Origin of the sequence: Streptomyces sp. NPDC001851 (assembly GCF_040297165.1) — a bacterium.
Lineage (GTDB): Bacteria > Actinomycetota > Actinomycetes > Streptomycetales > Streptomycetaceae > Streptomyces.
Genome location: NZ_JBEOYR010000014.1, coordinates 156,190 through 176,913, shown reverse-complemented (window position 1 = coordinate 176,913; position 20,724 = coordinate 156,190). Strand labels below are relative to the sequence as shown.

Below are 20,724 nucleotides of genomic sequence, written 5' to 3'. Positions count from 1 at the left end.
CCTCGCTCCCTGACCTCGTGACCCCAGTGAAATCGTGCACGCTGTGGTGCACCGTGACGCGACCTGATTCGACGATCTGTACGCACGGGAGTCTAGGCCCTGATAAAGAGCGGGTAAGCAGCCCGTCACGGGGTGAGACAGGTGAGGCGGGCGGGGGTGGGGCTTTCCCCCGGCGGCGGAGGGCGGCGTACCGCATGGCGTGGCGGGCTGCGCGCACGGCAGGCTGACCGTATGACCGCTACCAGCTCCGCCGACGGCAGGACGGCCGACGACACCGACCGGCTGCCGCCGATCCGGCCGGCGTACGACCCGCACACGTGGAAGGAGATCCTGTATCTCCTGCTGAACCTGCCGGTGACGGTGTTCGGTTTCGTCTACGCGATCACCGCGCTGTCGGTCGGCGGGTCCCTGACGCTCACCGTCGTCGGCCTGCCGCTGCTGGCGCTGAGTCTGCTGGGCGCACGGCAGCTGGGGAAGCTGGAGCGGGCCCGCGCCCGGTGGCTGCTCGGGGTGCGGGTGACGGAGCCGACCCCGATGCCGCTCGCCCGCGGCGGCGGACTGGCGCAGCGGCTGTGGATGGCGCTGAAGGACCCGGTGGGCTGGCGGACGCTGCTCTACGACGCGATCCGGCTGCCGTGGGGCATCCTCACCTTCTGCACCGCGCTGACCTCGCTGTTCGTACTGTGGCCGGTGCTGCCGTACGTGGCGCGGTGGCTGGCGAACGCGGACCGCTTCATGGTGCGCGGGCTGCTGTCGCCGTCGGACGAGCTGGAACGCCGTATCGCCGAGCTGGAGTCGGACCGCGGGGTCGTGGTCGACACGGCCGCCGCCGACCTGCGGCGCATCGAGCGGGACCTGCACGACGGGGCCCAGGCCCGGCTGGTCAACCTGGCCATGGGGCTCGGTCTGGCCAAGGAGAAGCTGGTGGAGGATCCCGACTCGGCGGCGGCGATGGTGGAGGAGGCCCACGGCGAGGTGAAGCTGGCCCTCCAGGAGCTGCGCGACCTCGCCCGCGGCATCCATCCGGCCGTGCTCACGGACCGGGGCCTGGACGCGGCCCTGTCCTCGGTCGCCACGCGCTGCACGGTGCCGGTGAAGGTGGCCGTGGACCTGCCGGACCGGCCGGCGCCCGCCATCGAGGGCATCGCCTACTTCACCGTCTCCGAGCTGCTGCAGAACATCAGCAAGCACAGCGGGGCCCGGTCCGCGTCGGTGGACGTGTGGCGCACGGAGGACCGGCTGCTCATCCAGGTCCGGGACGACGGCCGCGGCGGCGCCCGGCTGGAGGGCGGCACCGGGATGCGGGGGCTCGCGGAACGGCTGGACGCGGTGGACGGCCTGTTCGTCCTCGACTCCCCGCCCGGCGGCCCGACGGTGATCACGGCAGAGCTGCCCTGGCGTGACCGCACGGAGTAGCGGGGCAGCGCCTTGCGGGTACGGCGACCGCAACTCCGGCAGGGGCGCGGGGAACGGCGCGAGCACCCCACGGGAACCCGCAGCCGCCCGACAGCACCACCCCCTACGGCGGCCCCCGACAGACCGCACGGAAACCGACGGCTACATGCGACCGGCGCACAGAAACCGACGGCACCAAACCCACGACCACGAGAAGCCGACGACACCGCGCAACCGGCCGCACCGCCGGAGGCCAGGGTAGGGAAAACCCCCGGCCCAGGACGCCGACGGACTCCATGGCCCGGCACCCCTCGGCGCACGACTCTGGAGACACGGCGGAACCGCCGCAGGACGACGAGAACAGGACGGAATCGATGGCCACGGAGTACGGACACGGCTACGGGCGGGAGGACGGGCACTCCGACGGGACCGGCTACCGTCTGCCCGCCGCGCTACGGGCGCCGTTCGAGGCACGCAGCTGGCGTGAGTTCGGCTACGTCCTGCTGAGCCTGCCCCTGTCCATCGTGCTGTTCAGCTGGACGGTCACCATGGTGTCGCTCGGCGCGGGCCTGCTGGTGACCTTCCTCGGCATCCCGGTGCTCGCGGCGGCGCTCGCCGGCTGCCGCGGCTTCGGCGCGCTGGAGCGTGCGCGGGCGCGCGGACTGCTGCGGCTGGACGTGGCCGAGCCGGAGCCGCTCAGGTCGCGCAAGCCGGGCGCGCTGGCCTGGATGGGCGCGGTGCTCAAGAGCGGCGCCTCCTGGCGGAACCTGCTGTACACGCTGGTGCAGTTCCCCTGGGCGGTGTTCTCGTTCTCGGTGGCGGTGAGCCTGTGGACGGCCGGCTGGTCGCTGCTGACGTACCCGCTGTGGTTCTGGGTCTTCCCGATGTACGGCGGCCAGGGCGGGATGCAGTTGTACGCCGACGAACACCACAGCGTCTATCTCGACAACCCGTTCGAGATCACCGTGACCGCGCTGGTCGGCCTGCTGTTCACGCTGGCCACCCCGTGGATCGTACGGGCCCTGACGGCGGTGGACGGGCTGCTGGTGCGGGGGCTGCTGGGGCCGTCGCCATTGTCTGCGCGGGTGGTGGAGCTGGAGTCGGACCGCGGGGTCGTGGTCGACACGGCCGCCGCCGACCTGCGGCGCATCGAGCGGGACCTGCACGACGGGGCCCAGGCCCGGCTGGTCAGCCTGGCCATGGATCTGGGGCTGGCGAAGGAGAAGCTGCGGGAGGATCCGCAGGCGGCGGCGCGGATGGTGGACGACGCGCACGGCGAGGTGAAGACGGCGCTGCAGGAGCTGCGCGATCTCGCCCGCGGCATCCATCCGGCCGTGCTGACGGACCGTGGTCTGGACGCCGCGCTGTCCTCGGTCGCCGCCCGCTGTACGGTGCCGGTGCGGGTCGAGGTCGATCTGCCGGCCCGCCCGGCGCCGGCCATCGAGGGCATCGCCTACTTCACCGTCTCCGAGCTGCTGCAGAACATCAGCAAGCACAGCGGGGCCCGGTCCGCGTCGGTGGACGTGTGGCGCGCGGAGGACCGGCTGATGGTGCAGGTGACCGACGACGGGGTGGGCGGCGCGGACGTCTCCCGCGGCTCGGGCCTGGCCGGCCTCGCCGGACGGCTTGACGCGGTGGACGGCGTCCTCGTGGTCGACTCCCCGTCCGGCGGCCCCACCCGGGTGATCGCGGAACTGCCCTGGCGGGCCTGATCCCGGTGCACCGTCGCACACCCGCGAAGGCACGCGGAGGGCGCTCACGCAGGCCGCCCTCCTCCGCCGCCCGCCGGAGCAGGGACCGACGGGTCCGCCGCCCCACCCGGGGCCGCCGCCGGATCCACCACTCACCCGAGGCCACCACCGGATCCGCCAGCCACCCGAAGCCGCGGCCGCATCCACCGGCCGCCCGAGGCCACCACCGCATCCACCACCCACCCGAGACCACCGCCGACCCGGCTCCCAGCTGAGCCGCCGGCACGGCGGCCATGTGTGCCCCCTCTCCCACCCGACCGGAGGCCCGCGCGCGAAAGATCCCGGCCCCCCCACACCCAGACGCCCTCCACGCCCCGGAGCGCGCCGTTGTGCCGGGGCGGCGGGCGGCGTGGGCCGAATGCTGGAATGCTGGACCTCCGTACGAACGGCGTCGTAGAGGAGCGGGCACGGGCATGGGGGGCCAGGAGATCGTGGAGGACAGGGTGCGGGTGGTCATCGCCGAGGATTCAGTGCTGCTCAGGGAGGGCCTGACCCGGTTGCTGACCGACCGCGGGCACGATGTCGTGGCCGGCGTCGGGGACGCCGAGGCGCTGGTGAAGACCGTCGCCGACCTGGAGGCCCGGGGGACGCTGCCCGACGTGGTCGTGGCGGACGTACGGATGCCGCCGACGCACACCGACGAGGGCGTACGGGCGGCCGTACGGCTGCGGAAGGCGCATCCGGGGCTCGGGGTGCTGGTGCTGTCGCAGTACGTGGAGGAGCGTTACGCCACCGAGCTGCTGGCCGGTTCCAGCCGGGGTGTGGGCTATCTGCTCAAGGACCGGGTCGCCGAGGTGCGCGAGTTCGTGGACGCGGTGGTGCGGGTGGCCGGGGGCGGTACGGCGCTGGACCCGGAGGTGGTGGCGCAGTTGCTCGGCCGCAGCCGCAAGCAGGACGTGCTGGCGGGGCTGACCCCGCGCGAGCGCGAGGTGCTCGGGCTGATGGCGGAGGGACGCACGAACTCGGCCATCGCCAAGCAGCTGGTGGTCAGCGACGGGGCCGTGGAGAAGCACGTCAGCAACATCTTCCTGAAGCTCGGGCTGACCCCGAGCGACGGGGACCACCGCCGCGTGCTGGCCGTCCTGACGTACCTGAACTCCTGAGGACCGGAACCGCGAAGAGGCTCCCGGGTCCTCGTCGGGCGGGTACCCGGCCGGTGCGGACTCAGGAGGCAGCCGAGGGACGCTCGGGAACTTCTTGATCGGAGTTCCGGCGGCGCGGGTCATCATGCGGGAGAGTGAGTAGCAGCGCGAACAGGCCGTCTCGAAACGCCGTCCAATCTTCGGATGGCCTCGGGAAGGCGACCCTAACCGACGTAGGGTTGATCCTGGGATGGTCCGTGGGACGACCACCCGACGGACAGCCGCCTCGAAGGAGGTCCAGTTCAGTGACCAGCCAGGTCAGCAGCCCAGCGGAGCACACCGACGGAACCGTCGTGGGAGAGCAGCGCAAACCGGGCGGCGCCAAGGACGTGCGGCGCCTGGACCGGGTGATCATCCGGTTCGCGGGGGACTCGGGTGACGGCATGCAGCTCACCGGTGACCGCTTCACCTCGGAGACCGCGTCCTTCGGCAACGACCTCTCCACCCTTCCCAACTTCCCTGCCGAGATCCGCGCCCCCGCCGGCACCCTGCCCGGCGTGTCCAGCTTCCAGCTCCACTTCGCCGACCACGACATCCTCACCCCGGGTGACGCCCCGAACGTGCTGGTGGCGATGAACCCGGCCGCGCTGAAGGCGAACGTCGGCGATCTGCCGCGCGGCGCCGAGATCATCGTCAACACCGACGAGTTCACCAAGCGCGCCCTGCAGAAGGTCGGCTACGACACCGACCCGCTCCAGGACGGCTCGCTGGACGGCTACAACCTCCACCCGGTGCCGCTGACCACCCTCACGGTGGAGGCGCTCAAGGAGTTCGCCCTCTCCCGCAAGGAGGCCGAGCGCAGCAAGAACATGTTCGCGCTGGGTCTGCTGTCCTGGATGTACCACCGGCCCACCGAGGGCACCGAGAAGTTCCTGAAGTCGAAGTTCGCCAAGAAGCCGGACATCGCTGCGGCCAACGTCGCCGCGTTCCGCGCGGGCTGGAACTTCGGCGAGACCACCGAGGACTTCGCGGTCTCCTACGAGGTCGCCCCCGCCGCCAAGGCCTTCCCGGTCGGCACCTACCGCAACATCTCCGGCAACCTCGCCCTGGCCTACGGCCTGGTCACGGCCTCGCGGCAGGCGGACCTGCCGCTGTTCCTCGGCTCGTACCCGATCACGCCGGCCTCGGACATCCTGCACGAGCTGAGCAAGCACAAGAACTTCGGCGTCCGCACCTTCCAGGCCGAGGACGAGATCGCGGGCATCGGCGCGGCGCTGGGCGCGGCCTTCGGCGGCTCGCTCGCGGTGACGACGACGTCCGGTCCCGGTGTCGCGCTGAAGAGCGAGACGATCGCCCTCGCGGTCTCGCTGGAGCTGCCGCTGCTGGTCGTCGACATCCAGCGCGGCGGCCCGTCCACGGGTCTGCCGACCAAGACCGAGCAGGCGGACCTGCTGCAGGCGATGTTCGGCCGCAACGGCGAGGCGCCGGTGCCGGTCGTCGCGCCCCGGACCCCGGCGGACTGCTTCGACGCCGCACTGGAGGCGGCCCGGATCGCGCTGACGTACCGCACCCCGGTGATGCTGCTGTCCGACGGCTACCTGGCCAACGGCTCGGAGCCGTGGCGGATCCCGGACCTGGACGAGCTGCCGGACCTGAGGGTCCAGTTCGCCTCCGGACCGAACCACACCCTGGAGGACGGCACCGAGGTCTTCTGGCCGTACAAGCGGGACCCCCAGACCCTCGCCCGGCCGTGGGCGATCCCGGGCACACCGGGTCTGGAGCACCGCATCGGCGGCATCGAGAAGCAGGACGGCACGGGCAACATCTCCTACGACCCGGCCAACCACGACTTCATGGTCCGCACCCGGCAGGCCAAGATCGACGGCATCGACGTCCCGGACATCGAAGTCGACGACCCGCACGGCGCCAGGACCCTGGTCCTGGGCTGGGGCTCCACCTACGGCCCGATCACGGCGGCGGTACGACGGCTGCGCGCGGCCGGCGAGTCGATCGCGCAAGCGCATCTGCGCCACCTCAACCCCTTCCCGCGCAATCTCGGAAAGGTGCTCCAGCAGTACGACAAGGTGGTGGTGCCGGAGATGAACCTCGGGCAGCTCGCCACCCTGATCCGGGCGAAGTACCTGGTCGACGCCCACTCCTACAACCAGGTCAACGGCATGCCGTTCAAGGCGGAACAGCTCGCCAAGGCTCTGAAGGAGGCCATCGATGACTGACGCCGGCAACGGACTGCTGCAGCTGGTCCCCAAGGCCGAGGCCAAGCAGTCGATGAAGGACTTCAAGTCGGACCAGGAGGTGCGCTGGTGCCCCGGCTGCGGTGACTACGCGATCCTCGCCGCCGTGCAGGGCTTCATGCCGGAGCTGGGGCTGGCCAGGGAGAACATCGTCTTCGTCTCCGGCATCGGCTGCTCCTCCCGCTTCCCGTACTACATGAACACCTACGGGATGCACTCCATCCACGGCCGCGCCCCGGCGATCGCCACCGGCCTGGCCACCAGCAGGCGGGACCTGTCGGTGTGGGTGGTCACCGGGGACGGCGACGCGCTGTCCATCGGCGGCAACCACCTGATCCACGCCCTGCGCCGCAATGTGAACCTGAAGATCCTGCTGTTCAACAACCGGATCTACGGCCTCACCAAGGGCCAGTACTCGCCGACGTCCGAGGTCGGCAAGATCACCAAGTCGACGCCGATGGGCTCGCTGGACGCCCCGTTCAACCCGGTGTCGCTGGCGCTCGGCGCGGAGGCGTCCTTCGTGGCCCGCACCATCGACTCCGACCGCAAGCACCTGACGGAGGTGCTGCGCGCGGCCGCCGACCACCCGGGCACCGCGCTGATCGAGATCTACCAGAACTGCAACATCTTCAACGACGGCGCCTTCGACGCCCTCAAGGACAGGCAGCAGGCCGAGGAGGCGCTGATCCGCCTGGAGCACGGGCAGCCGATCCGCTTCGGGGCCGACGGCGCGCGCGGCGTCGTACGCAACCGGGCCACCGGTGACCTGGAGGTCGTCACCGTGACGGCGGACAACGAGGCGGACATCCTGGTCCACGACGCGCACGCCGCGTCCCCGACCACCGCCTTCGCGCTCTCCCGGCTCGCCGACCCCGACACCCTGCACCACACCCCGGTGGGTGTCTTCCGCTCGGTCGAACGGCCGGTCTACGACACGGCGATGGCCGACCAGCTGGACACCGCGATCGAGCAGAAGGGCAAGGGCGACCTGGCCGCGCTGCTGGCCGGCGGGGACACCTGGACGGTCGTCGGCTGACCCTTGTTCGCTGTTACTCGTGGTGCGAGGCCCGGGACCGGATGTCCCGGGCCTCGTCGTATGCCCGGCGGGCGTCGAGCACGTCGTCCATGCGCCGCTGGGTCCACTGCGCCAGCGCCCGCACCTGCTCCGCCGCCTCGCGGCCCAACCCGGTCAGGGAGTAGTCGACGCGGGGCGGGATGACGGGCTTGGCGTCCCGGTGGACGAGGCCGTCGCGCTCCAGGGTCTGAAGGGTCTGCGTGAGCATCTTCTCGCTGACGCCGCGCCCGCCGAGGCCGCTGATCGCCCGGCGCAGTTCGCTGAACCGGTACGGGCGGTCGAGCAGCTGGATCAGCACCAGCACGCCCCAGCGGCTGGTGACGTGCTCCAGGACCAGGCGATGGGGGCACATGGCCTCGCGGTCGCCCTTCCACTCACTTACCGCCATGCCAGTACCTTACTTCAAAGTGGGTACTTTCCTTCAGTTAGCGCCCCTCTTAGGGTGAGTGTCAGACCCGGACACACGGCACCCCCAAGGAGTTCCCACCATGAGCATCGTCGTCACCGGAGCCACCGGACACCTCGGCCGGCACGTCGTGGAGCAGCTGCTGGAGAAGGTTCCGGCGGGGCGGATCACCGCCGTCGTACGCGACGAGGCGAAGGCCGCCGACTTCGCGGCCCGCGGGGTGAAGCTGGCCGTCGCCGACTACAACGCGCCCGAGACCTTCGACGGCCTGTTCGCCGCCGGCGACAAGGTCCTGCTGATCTCCGGCAACGAGTTCGACAAGGGACGGGTGCGGCAGCACCAGGTCGTCATCGACGCCGCGAAGGCGGCCGGTGTGGCACTGCTCGCGTACACCAGCGCCCCGGGCACCCTCACCGCGGCACTGGCGGACGACCACCGGGCCACCGAGCAGGCGCTGCTCGCCTCCGGCCTGCCGTACACCCTGCTGCGCAACGGCTGGTACCACGAGAACTACACCGAGAACCTGGCCCCGGTGCTGGAGCACGGCGCGGTCGTCCAGGCCGCGGGCGAGGGCCGCGTCTCCTCGGCCGCCCGCGCCGACTACGCGGCCGCCGCGGTCGCGGTGCTGACCGGTGAGGGCCACGAGAACCAGACGTACGAGCTGGGCGGCGACGAGGCGTGGGGCTTCGCCGCGTACGCGGCCGAGCTGAGCCGGCAGACCGGCAGGGAGATCGCCTACACCCCGGTCTCCGTCGAGGCCCTCACCGGCATCCTGACCGGCGCCGGGCTGCCCGGCCCGCTGGCCGCGGTCCTGGCCGGCGTGGACGCCTCGATCGAGAAGGGCGAGCTGGTGGTCTCCTCCGGGGACCTGTCGCGGCTGATCGGCCGTCCCACCACCCCGCTGGCGGAGGCGGTCACCGCCGCGCTCAAGGGCTGAGCGATCCGGCGGCACCCCTGCCTGTCATGACCGTATGGCGATACGGCCATGACAGCCGGGGGTGCACGGCGCTACCTTCGTTCTCGCGTGCGCGATGTGAGAGGGAGGGGCCCGTGACCGGGAAGTCCAGGGGTGAGCACCGGATAGGCCTGCTGAACGGCTTCGCGGCCTATGGCATGTGGGGCCTGGTGCCCCTGTTCTGGCCGCTGCTGAAACCCGCCGGGGCGGTGGAGATCCTCGCCCACCGCATGGCGTGGTCCCTGGTCTTCGTCGCCGTCGCCCTGCTCTTCGTACGGCGCTGGGCGTGGGCCGGACAACTGCTGCGCCAGCCGCGCCGGCTCGGGCTCATCGCCGTGGCCGCCGCCGTCATCACCCTGAACTGGGGCGTCTACATCTGGTCCGTGAACTCCGGCCATGTGGTCGAGGCCTCCCTCGGGTACTTCATCAACCCGCTGGTGACCATCGCACTGGGCGTGCTGCTGCTGAAGGAGCGGCTGCGGCCCGTGCAGTGGGCGGCGGTCGCGACCGGCGTCGCCGCCGTCGTCGTCCTGACGGTCGGCTACGGCCGCCCGCCGTGGATCTCGCTGGTCCTCGCGGTCACCTTCGCCGCCTACGGCCTGGTCAAGAAGAAGGTCGCCCTCGGCGGCCTGGAGTCACTGGCCGCCGAGACCGCGATCCAGTTCCTGCCCGCGCTCGGCTATCTGCTGTGGCTCGGCGCGCACGGCGACGCGAGCTTCCTGAACGACGGCGCCGGACACGCGGCCCTGCTCGCCTCCACCGGCGTCGTCACCGCGCTGCCGCTGGTCTGCTTCGGCGCGGCGGCGATCCGCGTGCCCCTGTCCACGCTGGGGCTGCTGCAGTACCTGGCCCCCGTCTTCCAGTTCCTGTGCGGAGTCCTCTACTTCCACGAGGCCATGCCGCCCGAGCGCTGGGCCGGATTCGCCCTGGTCTGGCTGGCCCTGATCCTGCTGACGGGCGACGCGCTGCGCTCGGCACGGAGGCCGAGGGAGCCACTCGGGGCACCCCGGGTGGAAACGCCGGACTCCGCGCCTGTGGACGTGTGAACCGGGGGCTTCCCGGGGGCGTCCGCCCCCATGTACGCCGTTGATGTCAGTACTCCCCGCTATAAGTGGTGAGCATGTCGACTCCCCCGCCCACCGAGGCCCCCGCCCCGCTGCACTGGAAGCTCGTGATCGACGCGGCCGACCCGCACACCCAGGCCGACTTCTGGGCCGCCGCGCTGCACTACACGGCCGAGGACAACAGCGCCCTGATCGAACGGCTGCTGTCCCTCGGCGCGCTGCCCGGGGAGGCCACCGTCGAGTACCACGGCCGACCCGCCTTCCGTGACCTGATCGCCGTACGGCACCCCGACGACCCGTACGACCCGGAGACCGGCACGGGACTCGGACGGCGACTGCTGTTCCAGCGCGTACCGGAGCCGAAGACCGTCAAGAACCGACTCCACCTCGACCTGCACGCCACCGCCGGCCGACGCGCGGACGAGGTGGCACGCCTGCGGGCACTGGGCGCGCGTGTACTGCGCGAGGTGAAGGAACCCGCCGGTGAGTGGGTGGTGCTGACGGATCCGGAGGGCAACGAGTTCTGCGTGCAGTAGGGCTGACGCCGAGCCCGGTCCCGGCGCGGGCCGGTTCCGGTTGGTGCCACGCCTAGGCGGTCGTCGGTCCGGGCAGGCGTCATCCCCTGGGCAGGTCCGGTCCGGGCGGGCGTCAGACCTGGGCGGCGCGGGCCGCCCGGTCGGTGAGGCGCACCATGCGGGCGCGGGCGGACTCCAGCGGGCGCGGGTCGTCGGCGGCGGGGCCCGGCTCGGCGCTGAGCTCCGCCCACAGGTCGATCAGGTCCCGGCCCAGCCGCAGCCCCTCCTCCGGGTCGCGCACCGCGCGCCAGGCGGTCGCCGCGCTCTGTACGTTGCCGTAGGCGGCCTCCGCGTCCCGCGCCTGCCGGCGCAGCCGGGCGAGGTCCAGGGACAGCCGGCACGCACGGACCGGTTCACCCGCCAAGTACGCGATGTAGGCGGACAGTTCACGCAGGTGCAGCACCTCGGCATGGCGGGGGCCCAGCACGGCGGTTGCCTCGGCGACCGTACGGTCGGCGAGTTCCGCCGCCGCCTCGATACGGCCGTCCCGCACGGCCTCGTTGATCCGCGCCATCGGCTCGGTGAGCAACTCGGCCCCCTCCGCGGTCTCGGTCACGGGCTCGTCCCCGAGCACCTCCTCGGCGACGGCGTCGAAGCCCCGGGCGGGGGTGTGGGTCGGCGCGGGGTCGGAGACGGAGGCCGTGAGAGCAGAGGCCATGGAGGCCAGAGCTGCGGAGGCCGGGGCCGCGGGGACGGAGGCCGGGGCCGACGGAGCAGCAGGGGCGGAGACCACGGAGGCCGAGGTCACAGGACCGGAGGCCGGGGCCGCCGGGGCGTACGCCGCGGGGACGTAGGCCGCGGGCTGGGGCTTCGGGGTGTCGGCGGCGGGCACCGGCACCTCCCTGGCCGGCATGACCGGCGCGGGGCCGAACTGTCCCGTGGGCGCCTGCACCGTGCCGGCCGGCACGGGCTCCGGTTGCGCCACGCCGGGCACATCCTCCGCGCCCTCCACCACAGCCACGCCCGCCGGTGACGCCACGTCGGCCGAGTCCGGCCCACCCTGCGCAGGAACAGCCGCCGGTGACGCCCCGTCCGCCGGGCGCGGACCACCGGACCCGCTCGTCCCGCTCGGCGCAGCCACCCGTACCGCCCGTCCCGTGACCCGGCTGGAGCCGTCCGCCGAGACCTCCAGAGGAACCACGCAGCCCGCGCGGTCGTCGTGGATGGTGGCGCGTATCGGGGCGCCGAGGCTGATGGCCAGGCGCTGGAGGTGGTTGAGGACGGCCTGCTGGATCTCCTCGCCCGGCGCCGCCACCACCGACGTCCCACCCACCGACGCGCTCGCCGCACCGAACACCCGCACGGCCACCGCCGCCGGATGCACCGCGGGCTGCTGCACCCGCTTCTTCTCGAAGCTGAGTCGGGCCATCGGTTTTCCCTCACTCCCCCGCCGTCGCGATCCGGTCGTACGCGTCCTGCCGACCAGTGTGTCGGTTTCCGTCGGATTCCACGTCACCGCAGCGTCACAGCCTCGCACCAGCCGCGCCCTGGACCCAACTGCTTGCGTATGCATAAAATGCACATGCTTCTAATCGTCGTACGGCAGCATTCACCTGGGGGATCCATGAGCCGCCGCTTCCTCTTCGTCCTGGGCAGCTCCCGCGCCGAGGGCAACACCGAGCTGCTGGCCCGCAGGGCCGCCGAACAGTTGCCCGGTGACGTCGAACAGCGCTGGATACGGCTGGCCGAGCACCCGCTTCCCGACTTCACGGACCTGCGGCACGACAGCGGCCACGTACGGCCGCCGTCGGACACGGCCAACGGTCTGCTGGACGCCACGCTCGCGGCCACCGACATCGTGATCGCGTCGCCGTTGTACTGGTACTCGGTGTCCGGTCTCACCAAGCGCTACCTGGACCACTGGTCCGGCTGGCTGCGCACCCCGGGCCTGGACTTCAGGGAGACCCTGACCGGCCGCACGCTCTGGGGCATCGCGGCGCTGGCGCACGACGAGCCGTCCGTCGCCGACCCGTACATCGGCACACTCAACAACTCGGCCGCCTACATGGGGATGCGGTTCGGCGGGGTGCTGCTCGGCAACGGCACCGCGCCCGGCGACGTACTGAAGGACACCGAGGCGCTGGCACGCGCGAAGACCTTCTTCGCCCAGGACGCGCCCCTCGCCCGCTTCCCGTACGAGAAGGCCGCCGGGTCAGGCCCTACGCGCTGATGTCCTTCGTCGTGAACCGCGCCCAGGCGGCCGAGCCGAACACCGCCGCGTACAGCGCCTGCAGGCCGAGGTTCTTCTCCAGGTCGTCCCAGTAGACGGGGTCACGCATCAGGTCGGCGAAGGACAGCCAGTAGTGGGGGAACAAGTACGGCTGCAGCGCGTGCAGCTGGGGTATCTGGTCGAGGATCTGGACGGTGATGAGCAGGCCGACGGTGGTGGCCATCGCCGCGATGCCGCTGCCCGTGAGCGTCGACACGAACAGGCCCAGCGCCGCCACGCCGACCAGTGAGGCGGCGACCACCAGGGCGATCAGCAGGGCCCGGCCGAGGCCCTCGGCGAAGCTGATCCGGGTGCCGGAGATGGTCGTCAGGTCGCCCAGCGGGAAGAGCAGCGCGCCGACGATCAGGGCGGAGACGGCGACGGCCAGGGTGGCCAGCAGGCAGAAGGCCATCACGGTCGTGTACTTGGTGAGCAGGAGCCGGGTGCGGCCGGCCGGGGCGACCAGCAGATAGCGCAGGGTGCCCGCGCCCGCCTCGCCGGCTATCGCGTCGCCCGCGACGACCCCGACGGCCATCGGCAGGAAGAACGGCAGCGTCGCGGCCAGCGCCGTGAACACCAGGAACAGGCCGTTGTTGGTGATCTGGGTGAGGAACGCCGGGCCCCGGCCGCTGTGGTCCGCCGTCCCGCCGCCGCGCGTCTGGATCTTCACCGCGATCCCGACCAGCACCGGCACCGCGGTCAGCACGCCGAGCAGGGCGAGGGTGCGCCAGCGCCGGAGGGTCGTGACCAGCTCGCTGCGCAGCAGTCCGAGCGTCCACAGCGGGCTCGGCCGCCGTACGCCGGTCGCCTGGACCGGCTCAGCCCGCGACATCGAAGCCCTCCCCCGTCAGTGCCACGAACGCGTCCTCCAGCGACGCCCGTTCGAGTGTGAAGCCGCGGACCCGCACCCCGGCCGCGACCAGGGCCGCGTTCACCTCGGCGAGGTCGCGTGCGGGCGGTTCGCCGCCGACCCGGTCGCCGTCGGCGCTGACGTCCCCGACGCCCTGCTCCTTCAGCACCCGGGCCGCCTCGGCCGGATCCGGGGTGGTCACGACCAGCCGGCCCCGCGCCCCGGCCGCCAGATCGGCCACCGCGCCCTGGGTGACGAGCCGGCCCCGGGCCATGACCGCCGCGTGGGTGCAGACCTGCTCGATCTCGTCGAGGAGGTGGGAGGAGAGGAAGATAGTCGTGCCGTCGGCGGCCAGCTCCCTGATCAGGGTGCGGATCTCGCGCATGCCTTGCGGATCCAGGCCGTTGGTGGGTTCGTCCAGGACCAGCAGCCGGCGTGGCTGGAGCAGCGCGGCAGCCAGGCCGAGGCGCTGTTTCATGCCCAGCGAGTACGCCTTCGCCTTCTTGCCGGCGGCCGCCGTGAGGCCCACCCGGTCCAGTGCTGCGGCGACGCGGGCACGCCGGGTGCGGGGGTCGGCGGCCGGGTCGGCGGCGTCGTAGCGCAGCAGGTTGTCCCGGCCGGAGAGGAAGCCGTACAGGGCGGGGCCCTCGATGAGCGCGCCGACCTGCGGGAGAACGGCACGGGCCGCCCGGGGCATCGGGCGGCCCAGCACGCGGGCCGTGCCCGCCGTCGGCTCGATCAGGCCCATCAGCATGCGGATGGTGGTGGTCTTGCCGGAGCCGTTCGGGCCGAGGAAGCCGAAGACGCTGCCCGCCGGGACGGTCAGATCGAGGCGGTCGACGGCGAGCTGTCCGCCGCGGTAGCGCTTGGTGAGGCCGCGGGTGACGATGACGCCCGTCTCCGCGCGGGCCGGGGCACGCCGCTCGGCGTCCCCCGATTCCCCGGTGTCCCCCGCCTCCCGCTCCATGGCGGACGGTTCGTCCATCGGCTCCCCCTCGACTCGTCCTGCTCCCCGCCCTGAAAGGGTCAACGCGCAGTCACGGCTCGTGGTGCCCGAGAGGGGCTACTTTCCCGTGTTCGCCGCCTTGACCAGGGCGTCCTTGGTCACCGTGCCGACGTAGACCTTGCCGTTGTCGGTGATCAGGGCGTTGACCAGCCGGGTGGAGAAGACGGTGCCCTTGCCGAACTTGCCGGAGACCTTGTCGCCGAGCGAGCCGAGGAAGCCGCCGAGGTCACCGGCCTTGGAGCCGGTCGGCAGGCCGCCCTTGGCGCCGGTGTCGAAGGTGGCGATGGACGTCCAGCCCTTGCCGAGGACGGCGGTGCCGCCGAGGCCCTTGCCGAACTCGCCCCGCTCCGGCGCGTGCTGCCGCGCCATGGGCTCCTTCTTCTCCTTCTTCTCCTCCGTCACCTTCGCGCCCTTGGGCGGGGTGAAGGCGAAGGCGGAGGCGTCGGGCTTCGCGAAGGAGACCTGGGTGAAGCCCGCGTCGAGGACGGCGGCGCCGCCGCTCTTCGGGGTCAGCGTGAACTTCAGCGGCATGCCGGTCTTCGCGTCGACGGCGATGCTGATCGCGCCGACCGTGGTGCCGGACTGCCGAGGCTTGATCAGCAGCTTGTAGGCGTCACGGCCGGCGACCCGCTCGGTGCCGTCGACGGTGACGGACGTGGTGTCGTCCATCGACTTCAGCGCCTCGTCGGCGAAGTCCTTGGGGGTGGCCGGGGGCTCGGCCCTGTGCTCCTTGCCGGAGTCGGCCGAGGTGCCGTGGTAGACCTCGTTGCTCCTGCTGTCGTAGCCCCACACGTCCTTGCCGTTGTGGATGAGGCTGTACTCGGAGCCGCTCTCCAGCAGCGACAGCTTCTGCTTCTGCGGGCCGTCCGCGGCGACGCGCAGCGTGTGCGTGCCGGAGACCAGCGAGGTGAGCTTGGACTGCGGGTCGGCGGAGGAACCGCCGCCGGAGCCCTTGGCCGCCCCCGAGGCCAGGCTGCTCTCCATGCCGCCCAGGTCGGGCAGGCCGAGGTCGGTGCTGGTCCGCACGGTGCCGGACAGCTGCTGCACGTCCGACTTGGCGATCTTCTCGATGAGCTGCTGTGCGGTGATCCTGGGCAGGTCGGGGTCACCGGAGGCGGCGAGCGCCGGGACCAGCCCGATCGTGGCCGCCGCCACCCCCACCACCGCGACCGGGACCGCGTAGCGGGCGGCCTTGCGGCGTCCGGCGCGCGGAGCTTCCTCCTGCGCGGCGTCCACTGCGTCGTCGGTTTCGTACGGTGCCATGTGTGCCTTACCTCCGTCGTCGGCGGCGGCTGTCCTCACGTTGGTCCACCAGAGCCGCCATTCTCACCCGAATCGGTGAGGAGTGGTGATGTCCGTGGTGTCCATCTCACCAAATCGGCCATGAGGAAGCGTCAGACCACGGAGCCAACTCCGTGTACGCCTGCGGTATGACACGTAGGGGCAACGGGTCCCCCGACCCGTAGGGGTCTCACCGGAACGGAGGGGGCCGTACGGGGGCTTGGGCGTCCCGGAGTCGGGTATCGCACCAGGTCGTGCCGATGGGCCGTACGGGTCGCACAGGGACCGTACGGCCGGTCGCTGCCCCGCGGCGTGGCCCGCGCGGACGGCCGGGGTCAGCCGGCGCGGTGCACCACCGCGTCGCACAGCTCCATCAGCGCCGCCTTGGCGTCGCACTCCCGCAGCGGCGCCAGCGCGGCGCGGGCCTCCTCCGCGTACCGGACGGTGTCCCGGCGGGCCTGCTCCAGCGCGGGGTGGACGCGCAGCGCGGCCAGCGCCTCGGCGTGCCGGGCGTCGTCGGCGAGGTCGGAGTCCAGCAGCCGGCACAGCGCGATGTCCTCGGGCAGCCCCAGCCGGGCCGCCCGCTCGCGCAGCCGCAGCACCGGGAGCGTCGCAATGCCCTCGCGCAGGTCGGTGCCGGGGGTCTTGCCGGACTCGTGCGAGTCGGAGGCGATGTCCAGGACGTCGTCGGCGAGCTGGAAGGCGACGCCGAGCCGCTCGCCGTACTGGGTGAGCACGTCGACGACCGTCTCGTCGGCGCCGGACATCATCGCGCCGAACCGGCACGACACCGCCACCAGGGAGCCCGTCTTGCCGCCGAGCACGTCCAGGTAGTGCTCGACCGGGTCGCGGCCGTCGGAGGGGCCGGCGGTCTCCAGGATCTGGCCCGTGACCAGCCGCTCGAACGCGAGGGCCTGCACCCGCACGGCCTCGGGGCCGAGGTCGGCGAGGATCTGGGAGGCCCGGGCGAAGAGGAAGTCGCCGGTGAGGACCGCGACCGAGTTGCCCCAGCGCGTGTTGGCGCTGTCCACGCCACGCCGTACGGCCGCCTCGTCCATGACGTCGTCGTGGTACAGCGTGGCCAGGTGGGTCAGCTCCACGACCACGGCCGACGGCACGACACCCGGTGCGTAGGGGTCGCCGAACTGGGCCGCGAGCATCACGAGCAGCGGCCGGAACCGCTTCCCGCCGGCCCGCACGAGGTGCTGCGCGGCCTCCGTGATGAACGGGACCTCGCTCTTGGTGGCCTCAAGCAAGCCTTCCTCGACAGCCGTCAATCCGGCCTGGACATCGGCTTCCAGAGCCTGGTCCCGCACGCTCAGCCCGAACGGCCCGACGACGGTCACGAGGGGTCTCCTGTCTGCTGGTGTCTGCTGGCGATTACACGGTTTGTCGATAGGTCGCTGCCATCACTCAAGTCAGCGTATCCGGTCCTGTTTCGATCACCGATAGCGCCCACCAGTCCAGCCTGGGAGGTATCGGGTCACGAGGGGATGTTTTTGATCACAGGATATGAACGTATATTTATCGACTTATCAAGATTCTGTCCGCTTTGTCGCGAGCGGAGAGGCGAGGGAAGCGGCACCGGCCGACCCACCCGAATCCCCCATGTCCGACTTGAAGCACTTTGCTATTTCGTGAGTTGGGTCACGGGCGCCCGCCGGCCCCCCACCCCCGCGGACCCCCCCTTCCTCCTTGCCGCGCTGGCGAGTTGAGGCTTGGCAACCGCAAAGGATCAAGCACCCCATAGGGAATAGATCAAGGTCAAACGGGACGTTGTGTGAATCCGGTACTTGTTCCCGACATGTGCTCTCGCATACGTTCCGGGCCGTCGGGCGGACGCCGAATCCTGCCACCGCCCGCATACCCATCCACGGACACATTCGTATGGCAGGAGCGGGGGACCCAGGTAAGTCGCCGGACCGGACGACACACGTCGCGCCGGGACGGCTCGGGGTGAAGCCGTGCCTTCCCGGGCACGGCCGGGCACCTCCCCGCCCGAACCCGACAGCTCACCTCGCAGGCGTCGGAGAGGAACTTTCCCATGCCTGCTGCCGCTCAGCACCGCCGTACCCGGAACAACCGCCTCGTCCGCGCCCTCGCCGCCGTCGGCACCGGTGCCGCCGTCCTCGCCCTGCCGCTCATCGGGGCGACCAGCGCCTCCGCCGCGACCCCGGCCGCCACCACGGTCTCCACCACCCCCGCCGGTTACCCGAACACCCTCGACGGCTGGATCCGCGAGTCCCTCGCGATCATGGCCCAGAAGGGCATCCCGGGCAGCTACAACGGCATCTACCGCAATGTCATGCGGGAGTCCTCGGGCAACCCCAACGCCATCAACCTCTGGGACTCCAACGCCGCCGCGGGCATCCCGTCCAAGGGCCTGCTCCAGGTCATCGACCCGACGTTCAACGCGTACCACGTGGCCGGAACGTCCTTCAACATCTACGACCCGGTCGCGAACATCACCGCCGCCTGCAACTACGCGGCCAAGCGGTACGGGTCGATCGACAACGTCTTCGGCGCGTACTGACGGCTCCGCCGACCGGCACGACAGACCCGTACTGATGGGCCGGTCAGTCGGTCGGCGCCGACGCCGGCCAGTCGGCCGGAAACAGTCTTTCGAGGACGACGGCGATGCCGTCGTCCTCGTTCGACAGGGTGATCTCATCGGCCACCGCCTTGAGCTCGGGGTGCGCGTTGGCCATGGCGACCCCGTGTCCGGCCCACTCGAACATGGGGATGTCGTTGGGCATGTCGCCGAACGCCAGGGCGTCCTTCGCGGCGATCCCGAGCCGCTCGGCGGCCAGCGCGAGGCCGGTCGCCTTGGTCACCCCGGACGGCTGCAGCTCCACGGTTCCCGGCCCCGACATGGTGACCGTCGCCAGCGAACCCACCACCGCGCGCGCGACCGCCGCCAACTCGTCGTCCGACAGCTCGGCATGGCGCAACAGCACCTTGCTGATGGGCTCGCACCACAGGTCGTCGCGCCGGCCGACCCGTACCGCGGGCAGGGTCGGGTGCGGCATCAGATAGCCGGGCTCGATGAGCGTGAGCCCGTCGACGCCGTCCTGGTCGACGGCCGCGTAGACCTGCCCCACCTCGGCCTCGATCTTGCCGAGCGCGGTCTCGGCCAGTTCCCGGTCCAGCCGGACCGACCACAGCAGACGGCCGGACGCGGCGTCGTAGACCTGCGCACCCTGCCCGCACACCGCGAGCCCCGTGCAGCCGAGGTGTTCGAGCAGGGGCCGTACCCGCGGGGCCGGCCGGCCCGTCACCACCAGGTGCCGGACACCGGCCCGCGCCACCCGGGCGAGCGCGGCGAGCGACCGGTCGGAGACCGTGTCGTCGCCGCGCAGCAGCGTTCCGTCCAGGTCGGTGGCGATCAGAGCGTACGCGGGGGAGGCTGCCATGATCAGAGAATACGGATACCTCGCCCCGCCGACTCATCTTGTCGGCCTGCGTACTTGCGTACCGGACAGCCCCAAGTGGCGTCCGCCGGCTCCTCGATGGCGGTGCGGATGCGGCCGGCCCCCGCACGGTCACGTCACCGCACCGCCGGAGCACGGGCAGGAGAGGCGACGGACCCGGGCCGGTTCTCCCGCAGGCTTCAGCCGTGGGCCGCCGCCAGGTGTTTCGTCAGGCGCGGAGAGGCGAACTCCGTACCGCAGACGAAGCGCATCACCGGGCCGTACGACGCCGCCGCCGGCAGGCCCGTGAAATACAGCCCGGGGACGGAGGAGACGTAGCCGGGGCCCAGCTTGGGCGTGCCACGGCTCACGGCGAGCCGGGTGCGCAGTTCGTGGCCGAGAAAGTCCATCGCCGCGATGTCGACGCGGTAGCCGGTGGCGGCGATGACGTGGTCGGCGGTGAGCCGCTCGGTACGGCCGCCGTGCGTGCGGACGGTGAGGACGGGGGTGCCGTCCGGCGCCTCGGCGCCCACGACCCGCTCCACGTCCTGGACCAGCACGGTGCTCTGGAAGCGCTCGCGCAGCCACCAGGCGCCGAGCGGTCCGAGGACCCGGCGGACCAGGAAGTGGCGGGTGGCCTCGGGAAGATAGCGGTAGGGGTGCGGGTAGTAGCTGAACGCCCACAGCGACCAGGCCCGGCCGAACGGGGACTCGGGGCGCAGCTTCGGCTGGTCCCAGGGCGGGGCGCCGAAGGCGACCCGGCCGCGGCCGCGCGCGACGACACGCACGCGTGCCCCCGCCTCGGCGGCGAGCGCCGCCGTCTCCAGCGCGGACTGCCCGGCGCCGACCACGATGAGCTCCTTGCCGGCGAAACGGCTCAGGTCGTGGTGCTGGGAGCTGTGCGAGACCGGCCCCGTGGGCGCCGGCCCGTCGGCCGCGGCTCCCGCCAGCTCCGCCGGGACGTGGGCCAGGCCCGACAGGCCGGTGGCGACGACGACGGCACGCGCGGTGAACGTCTCACCGGAGTCCAGCTTGAGTTCGAAGCCGCCGCTCTTGTCGCGGTCCACGGAGACGACCCGCACCCGCTCCAGGCCGGGGACCAGCTTCTGCTGGAACCACTCGCCGTAGGCGATGAACGTCTCCACCGGGATGATGTCCTCGTCGGTCACCAGACGGCGGATCCCGGCCGCGTCGCAGTAGTCGGCGAGGGTGTGGCCGGGCTGCGGGCAGTCGAGGTTGGAGGCGGCGGGCGTCGACTTCAGGAGCATGCCCTCGGGCATGTGGTCGCGCCAGCTGACCATGGGGTCGCCGAAGACGCGGACGGGGATGCCGCGCGCCCGCAGATGGGCGGCGGTGGACAGGCCGAACGGCCCGGCCCCGATGACTGCAACCGGTCGTGTCACGAAGTCCCTC

Annotated in this window: 18 protein-coding genes and 1 riboswitch; of the genes, 10 read left to right on the top strand and 8 right to left on the bottom strand. The window is 71.8% G+C overall.

The genetic code is table 11. The features are described from left to right. Positions 1-231: 231 nt before the first annotated feature. From ABT171_RS22185 to ABT171_RS22165, 5 genes are all read left to right on the top strand, one after another. Positions 232-1,416 (top strand): sensor histidine kinase, encoded by a 1,185-nt coding sequence (locus ABT171_RS22185; protein WP_351246344.1) that lies wholly within the window; start codon positions 232-234, stop codon positions 1,414-1,416. A 353-nt stretch (positions 1,417-1,769) separates the two neighbouring features. After that, positions 1,770-3,107 carry a sensor histidine kinase gene (locus ABT171_RS22180; RefSeq protein ID WP_351246342.1) on the top strand — a complete coding sequence of 446 codons (1,338 nt, stop codon included), beginning with the start codon at positions 1,770-1,772 and terminating at the stop codon, positions 3,105-3,107. A 452-nt stretch (positions 3,108-3,559) separates the two neighbouring features. Beyond that, a complete protein-coding gene (locus tag ABT171_RS22175; protein WP_351246340.1) occupies positions 3,560-4,249 on the top strand; it encodes a response regulator transcription factor in 690 nt (229 codons plus the stop codon). 284 nt (positions 4,250-4,533) lie between these two features. After that, positions 4,534-6,462 (top strand): 2-oxoacid:acceptor oxidoreductase subunit alpha, encoded by a 1,929-nt coding sequence (locus ABT171_RS22170; RefSeq protein WP_351246338.1) that lies wholly within the window; start codon positions 4,534-4,536, stop codon positions 6,460-6,462. Beyond that, a complete protein-coding gene (locus ABT171_RS22165) occupies positions 6,455-7,516 on the top strand; it encodes a 2-oxoacid:ferredoxin oxidoreductase subunit beta (RefSeq protein ID WP_351246336.1) in 1,062 nt (353 codons plus the stop codon). Before ABT171_RS22170 ends, ABT171_RS22165 begins: the two co-directional genes overlap by 8 nt. 13 nt (positions 7,517-7,529) lie before the next feature. Here the strand turns inward: ABT171_RS22165 and ABT171_RS22160 are convergent, their stop codons facing one another. Then, a complete protein-coding gene (locus ABT171_RS22160) occupies positions 7,530-7,943 on the bottom strand; it encodes a winged helix-turn-helix transcriptional regulator (protein WP_351246334.1) in 414 nt (137 codons plus the stop codon). 100 nt (positions 7,944-8,043) lie between these two features. Between ABT171_RS22160 and ABT171_RS22155 the strand changes: the two genes are divergently transcribed. The 3 genes from ABT171_RS22155 (at position 8,044) to ABT171_RS22145 (ending at position 10,516) form a co-directional block, all read left to right on the top strand. Beyond that, positions 8,044-8,898, top strand: a complete 855-nt coding sequence (locus ABT171_RS22155) for an SDR family oxidoreductase (RefSeq protein ID WP_351246332.1) — start codon at positions 8,044-8,046, stop codon at positions 8,896-8,898. Positions 8,899-9,011: 113 nt separating this feature from the next. Further along, entirely contained in the window at positions 9,012-9,962 is a 951-nt protein-coding gene (gene rarD, locus ABT171_RS22150) for an EamA family transporter RarD (protein ID WP_351246330.1), read from the top strand. Positions 9,963-10,036: 74 nt separating this feature from the next. Further along, on the top strand, positions 10,037-10,516 hold the full coding sequence (locus tag ABT171_RS22145) for a VOC family protein (protein ID WP_351246328.1): 480 nt from the start codon (positions 10,037-10,039) through the stop codon (positions 10,514-10,516). A 112-nt stretch (positions 10,517-10,628) separates the two neighbouring features. Here the strand turns inward: ABT171_RS22145 and ABT171_RS22140 are convergent, their stop codons facing one another. After that, positions 10,629-11,924: a tetratricopeptide repeat protein gene (locus tag ABT171_RS22140; protein ID WP_351246326.1), complete on the bottom strand. Its 1,296-nt coding sequence runs from the start codon at positions 11,922-11,924 to the stop codon at positions 10,629-10,631. Positions 11,925-12,119: 195 nt separating this feature from the next. Between ABT171_RS22140 and ABT171_RS22135 the strand changes: the two genes are divergently transcribed. After that, the gene (locus tag ABT171_RS22135; RefSeq protein ID WP_351246324.1) at positions 12,120-12,725 is read left to right on the top strand and encodes a flavodoxin family protein; all 606 of its coding nucleotides are present in this window, start codon (positions 12,120-12,122) and stop codon (positions 12,723-12,725) included. Here the strand turns inward: ABT171_RS22135 and ABT171_RS22130 are convergent. From ABT171_RS22130 to ABT171_RS22115, 4 genes are all read right to left on the bottom strand, one after another. Continuing rightward, positions 12,715-13,596 carry an ABC transporter permease gene (locus ABT171_RS22130; RefSeq protein ID WP_351246322.1) on the bottom strand — a complete coding sequence of 294 codons (882 nt, stop codon included), beginning with the start codon at positions 13,594-13,596 and terminating at the stop codon, positions 12,715-12,717. The two genes, ABT171_RS22135 and ABT171_RS22130, sit on opposite strands and share 11 nt — an antisense overlap. Beyond that, positions 13,583-14,599: an ABC transporter ATP-binding protein gene (locus tag ABT171_RS22125; protein WP_351246320.1), complete on the bottom strand. Its 1,017-nt coding sequence runs from the start codon at positions 14,597-14,599 to the stop codon at positions 13,583-13,585. Before ABT171_RS22125 ends, ABT171_RS22130 begins: the two co-directional genes overlap by 14 nt. A gap of 78 nt (positions 14,600-14,677) precedes the next feature. Further along, positions 14,678-15,883 carry a LolA family protein gene (locus ABT171_RS22120; RefSeq protein WP_351246318.1) on the bottom strand — a complete coding sequence of 402 codons (1,206 nt, stop codon included), beginning with the start codon at positions 15,881-15,883 and terminating at the stop codon, positions 14,678-14,680. A 353-nt stretch (positions 15,884-16,236) separates the two neighbouring features. After that, positions 16,237-17,247: a polyprenyl synthetase family protein gene (locus ABT171_RS22115; protein ID WP_351246316.1), complete on the bottom strand. Its 1,011-nt coding sequence runs from the start codon at positions 17,245-17,247 to the stop codon at positions 16,237-16,239. 519 nt (positions 17,248-17,766) lie between these two features. Continuing rightward, a riboswitch (cyclic di-AMP (ydaO/yuaA leader) is annotated at positions 17,767-17,942 on the top strand. Between the two features lie 3 nt (positions 17,943-17,945). Here ABT171_RS22115 and ABT171_RS22110 point away from each other — a divergent pair. Further along, positions 17,946-18,434 carry a transglycosylase SLT domain-containing protein gene (locus tag ABT171_RS22110; protein WP_351246314.1) on the top strand — a complete coding sequence of 163 codons (489 nt, stop codon included), beginning with the start codon at positions 17,946-17,948 and terminating at the stop codon, positions 18,432-18,434. Positions 18,435-18,477: 43 nt separating this feature from the next. On the opposite strand, the gene ABT171_RS22105 is transcribed toward ABT171_RS22110, so the two are convergent. Together ABT171_RS22105 and ABT171_RS22100 are read right to left on the bottom strand one after the other, a co-directional pair. After that, positions 18,478-19,314, bottom strand: a complete 837-nt coding sequence (locus tag ABT171_RS22105; protein WP_351246312.1) for an HAD family hydrolase — start codon at positions 19,312-19,314, stop codon at positions 18,478-18,480. Positions 19,315-19,511: 197 nt separating this feature from the next. Further along, the gene (locus tag ABT171_RS22100; protein ID WP_351246310.1) at positions 19,512-20,714 is read right to left on the bottom strand and encodes an FAD-dependent oxidoreductase; all 1,203 of its coding nucleotides are present in this window, start codon (positions 20,712-20,714) and stop codon (positions 19,512-19,514) included. Positions 20,715-20,724 lie beyond the last annotated feature (10 nt).

Bases quoted from the DNA above. Each gene is read 5' to 3' on its own strand.
- ABT171_RS22185 (WP_351246344.1), top strand. From the start codon at position 232: ATGACCGCTACCAGCTCCGCCGACGGCAGGACGGCCGACGACACCGAC.
- ABT171_RS22180 (WP_351246342.1), top strand. From the start codon at position 1,770: ATGGCCACGGAGTACGGACACGGCTACGGGCGGGAGGACGGGCACTCC.
- ABT171_RS22175 (WP_351246340.1), top strand. From the start codon at position 3,560: ATGGGGGGCCAGGAGATCGTGGAGGACAGGGTGCGGGTGGTCATCGCC.
- ABT171_RS22165 (WP_351246336.1), top strand. From the start codon at position 6,455: ATGACTGACGCCGGCAACGGACTGCTGCAGCTGGTCCCCAAGGCCGAG.
- ABT171_RS22160 (WP_351246334.1), bottom strand. From the start codon at position 7,943: ATGGCGGTAAGTGAGTGGAAGGGCGACCGCGAGGCCATGTGCCCCCAT.
- ABT171_RS22155 (WP_351246332.1), top strand. From the start codon at position 8,044: ATGAGCATCGTCGTCACCGGAGCCACCGGACACCTCGGCCGGCACGTC.
- ABT171_RS22145 (WP_351246328.1), top strand. From the start codon at position 10,037: ATGTCGACTCCCCCGCCCACCGAGGCCCCCGCCCCGCTGCACTGGAAG.
- ABT171_RS22140 (WP_351246326.1), bottom strand. From the start codon at position 11,924: ATGGCCCGACTCAGCTTCGAGAAGAAGCGGGTGCAGCAGCCCGCGGTG.
- ABT171_RS22135 (WP_351246324.1), top strand. From the start codon at position 12,120: ATGAGCCGCCGCTTCCTCTTCGTCCTGGGCAGCTCCCGCGCCGAGGGC.
- ABT171_RS22130 (WP_351246322.1), bottom strand. From the start codon at position 13,596: ATGTCGCGGGCTGAGCCGGTCCAGGCGACCGGCGTACGGCGGCCGAGC.
- ABT171_RS22125 (WP_351246320.1), bottom strand. From the start codon at position 14,599: ATGGACGAACCGTCCGCCATGGAGCGGGAGGCGGGGGACACCGGGGAA.
- ABT171_RS22120 (WP_351246318.1), bottom strand. From the start codon at position 15,883: ATGGCACCGTACGAAACCGACGACGCAGTGGACGCCGCGCAGGAGGAA.
- ABT171_RS22110 (WP_351246314.1), top strand. From the start codon at position 17,946: ATGCCTGCTGCCGCTCAGCACCGCCGTACCCGGAACAACCGCCTCGTC.
- ABT171_RS22105 (WP_351246312.1), bottom strand. From the start codon at position 19,314: ATGGCAGCCTCCCCCGCGTACGCTCTGATCGCCACCGACCTGGACGGA.